This is a genomic window from Alcaligenes sp. GW821-FHT11D07, from assembly GCF_058808495.1.
Genome location: NZ_JBXART010000007.1, coordinates 1 through 3,692, shown reverse-complemented (window position 1 = coordinate 3,692; position 3,692 = coordinate 1). Strand labels below are relative to the sequence as shown.

Annotated in this window: 2 tRNA genes and 2 rRNA genes (1 of these 4 running past the window's edge); all 4 read left to right on the top strand. The window is 51.0% G+C overall.

Annotated features, from left to right (window positions below):
* A 16S ribosomal RNA gene (locus AC1RSM_RS18625) occupies positions 1-92 on the top strand; it begins 1,544 nt to the left of the window's first position.
* 93 nt (positions 93-185) lie between these two features.
* Positions 186-262: transfer RNA gene (locus AC1RSM_RS18620), tRNA-Ile, on the top strand.
* A gap of 11 nt (positions 263-273) precedes the next feature.
* Positions 274-349, top strand: a tRNA-Ala gene (locus AC1RSM_RS18615).
* Positions 350-722: 373 nt separating this feature from the next.
* A 23S ribosomal RNA gene (locus AC1RSM_RS18610) occupies positions 723-3,607 on the top strand.
* The 16S and 23S rRNA genes sit together here with 2 tRNA genes alongside, the layout of an rRNA operon.
* Positions 3,608-3,692: the final 85 nt, after the last annotated feature.

Below are 3,692 nucleotides of genomic sequence, written 5' to 3'. Positions count from 1 at the left end.
CAAGGAGGGCGCTTACCACGGTGGGATTCATGACTGGGGTGAAGTCGTAACAAGGTAGCCGTATCGGAAGGTGCGGCTGGATCACCTCCTTTTAGAGCGAATGGCTCGCAAAGCGAAAGCGTCCACACTTATTGGCTGTTAGTTAATGTCATGACCATTGAAGGTATCGCCCACTGGTGATAGATGGGTCAGTAGCTCAGTCGGTTAGAGCACCGTCTTGATAAGGCGGGGGTCGTTGGTTCGATTCCAACTTGACCCACCAACGATTACCTCGGGGGATTAGCTCAGCTGGGAGAGCACCTGCTTTGCAAGCAGGGGGTCGTCGGTTCGATCCCGTCATCCTCCACCACCGCTTTTACAGGGTCGGTTGATACAGCAAGGTTCATGACAGAGTATAGGGCACAGGCCAACAACGGTTGACCTGGCGTTAGATTCAACGAAGAGTGTTCTTTTACAAGAATACTGCTCGTTGGGTTATACAACCCACGAATTGCTCTTTAACAATTAGGAAGAAGCACAACGAAGGTGTGTTGTCTATATGCATACGCTGATTGATCAGTGTGTGACGACAGTACACGGGTTGTGATTGCAACAGAACAAATTATGTTCAACAAGTTCTCAAAAATATAGACGTTGTTTAGTCTTCGGATTAAATGACAGCTAAGGATTGATGAACGGCAACAACGATACTCATATTCCTATAACAGCACCAAGCGTTATAGGATCAAGCGAATAAGTGCATATGATGGATGCCTTGGCGATCACAGGCGATGAAGGACGCGGTAGCCTGCGAAAAGCTACGGGGAGCTGGCAAACAAGCTTTGATCCGTAGATGTCCGAATGGGGAAACCCACCGTAGTAATACGGTATCCCATACTGAATACATAGGTATGTGGAGGCGAACCGAGCGAACTGAACCATCTCAGTAGCTCGAGGAAAAGAAATCAACCGAGATTCCGGAAGTAGTGGCGAGCGAAACCGGACCAGTCTGGATGTTTTAGCGTATTGAATAATCGAATGGAATGGAAAGTCCAGCCGTAGCAGGTGATAGCCCTGTAGATGAAATTCATTACGTGGAACTAAGCATCGAACAAGTAGGGCGGGACACGTGAAATCCTGTCTGAATATGGGGGGACCATCCTCCAAGACTAAATACTCGTGATCGACCGATAGTGAACCAGTACCGTGAGGGAAAGGCGAAAAGAACCCCGGAAGGGGAGTGAAATAGATCCTGAAATCATATGCATACAAACAGTAGGAGCACCCTTGTGGTGTGACTGCGTACCTTTTGTATAATGGGTCAGCGACTTACATTCAGTGGCAAGCTTAACCGAATAGGGGAGGCGTAGCGAAAGCGAGTCCGAATAGGGCGATTCAGTCGCTGGGTGTAGACCCGAAACCAGGCGATCTATCCATGGCCAGGTTGAAGGCACGGTAACACGTGCTGGAGGACCGAACCCACTAATGTTGAAAAATTAGGGGATGAGCTGTGGATCGGAGTGAAAGGCTAAACAAGCCTGGAGATAGCTGGTTCTCTCCGAAAACTATTTAGGTAGTGCCTCACATATTACTGTCGGGGGTAGAGCACTGTTATGGCTAGGGGGTCACAGCGACTTACCAACCCATGGCAAACTCCGAATACCGACAAGTACAGTGTGGGAGACAGAGCACCGGGTGCTAACGTCCGGACTCAAGAGGGAAACAACCCAGACCGCCAGCTAAGGTCCCTAACTATGGCTAAGTGGGAAACGAAGTGGGAAGGCATAGACAGTCAGGAGGTTGGCTTAGAAGCAGCCATCCTTTAAAGAAAGCGTAATAGCTCACTGATCGAGTCGTCCTGCGCGGAAGATGTAACGGGGCTAAGCCATAGACCGAAGCTGCGGATATGTACTTTTAGTACATATGGTAGGAGAGCGTTCCGTAAGCCTGTGAAGGTGTCCTGTGAGGGATGCTGGAGGTATCGGAAGTGAGAATGCTGACATGAGTAGCGATAAAGGGGGTGAAAAGCCCCCTCGCCGTAAGTCCAAGGTTTCCTGCGCAACGTTCATCGGCGCAGGGTGAGTCGGCCCCTAAGGCGAGGCAGAGATGCGTAGCTGATGGGAAGCGGGTTAATATTCCCGCACCGTCGTAGAGTGCGATGGGGGGACGGATTGCAGAAGGTTATCGGGGTGTTGGATGTCCCCGTTGGCGCATCATAGAAGGCACTTAGGCAAATCCGGGTGCGTAATTCAAGGGTGTGACTGAATAGAGCTTCGGCTCTAAACTAACTGGAAGCAGTTCCAAGAAAAGCCTCTAAGCTTCAGCTCTACGAGACCGTACCGCAAACCGACACAGGTGGACGGGATGAATATTCCAAGGCGCTTGAGAGAACTCAGGAGAAGGAACTCGGCAAATTAATACCGTAACTTCGGGAGAAGGTATGCCTCATTAGTGTGATGTGCCTGCGCACAAAGCATGAAGAGGCCGCAGTGAATCGGTGGCTGCGACTGTTTACTAAAAACACAGCACTCTGCAAACACGAAAGTGGACGTATAGGGTGTGACGCCTGCCCGGTGCCGGAAGGTTAAGTGATGGGGTGCAAGCTCTTGATCGAAGCCCCGGTAAACGGCGGCCGTAACTATAACGGTCCTAAGGTAGCGAAATTCCTTGTCGGGTAAGTTCCGACCTGCACGAATGGCGTAACGATGGCCACACTGTCTCCTCCTGAGACTCAGCGAAGTTGACATGGTTGTGATGATGCAATCTCCCCGCGGCTAGACGGAAAGACCCCATGAACCTTTACTGTAGCTTTGCATTGGATTGTGAACCGGCCTGTGTAGGATAGGTGGGAGACGTTGAAGCGTGGTCGCCAGATCGCGTGGAGTCAACCTTGAAATACCACCCTGGTCTGTTTGCGGTTCTAACCTAGGTCCATTATCTGGATCGGGGACCGTGCATGGTGGGCAGTTTGACTGGGGCGGTCTCCTCCTAAAGTGTAACGGAGGAGTTCGAAGGTACGCTAGAGACGGTCGGAAATCGTCTTGATAGTGCAATGGCATAAGCGTGCTTGACTGTGAGACTGACAAGTCGAACAGGTACGAAAGTAGGACATAGTGATCCGGTGGTTCTGTATGGAAGGGCCATCGCTCAACGGATAAAAGGTACTCTGGGGATAACAGGCTGATACCGCCCAAGAGTTCATATCGACGGCGGTGTTTGGCACCTCGATGTCGGCTCATCTCATCCTGGGGCTGTAGCCGGTCCCAAGGGTATGGCTGTTCGCCATTTAAAGAGGTACGTGAGCTGGGTTTAAAACGTCGTGAGACAGTTTGGTCCCTATCTGCCGTGGGCGTTGGATATTTGACGGAGCCTGCTCCTAGTACGAGAGGACCGGAGTGGACGTACCACTGGTGTATCGGTTGTCATGCCAATGGCATTGCCGAGTAGCTACGTACGGAAGAGATAACCGCTGAAGGCATCTAAGCGGGAAACTCGTCTGAAGATTAGATATCCCGGAGGCTTGACCTCCCTGTAGGGTCGTCCGAGACCAGGACGTTGATAGGCTGGGTGTGGAAGTGCAGTAATGCATGTAGCTAACCAGTACTAATTGCCCGTGTGGCTTGATCCTATAACCCTTGAGGTTGTAGTGAGTTAAGTTGTTGACCACAGAACGTAATATTGAAGTGCAGCGCAACCCGCGCTTGACACCTTCG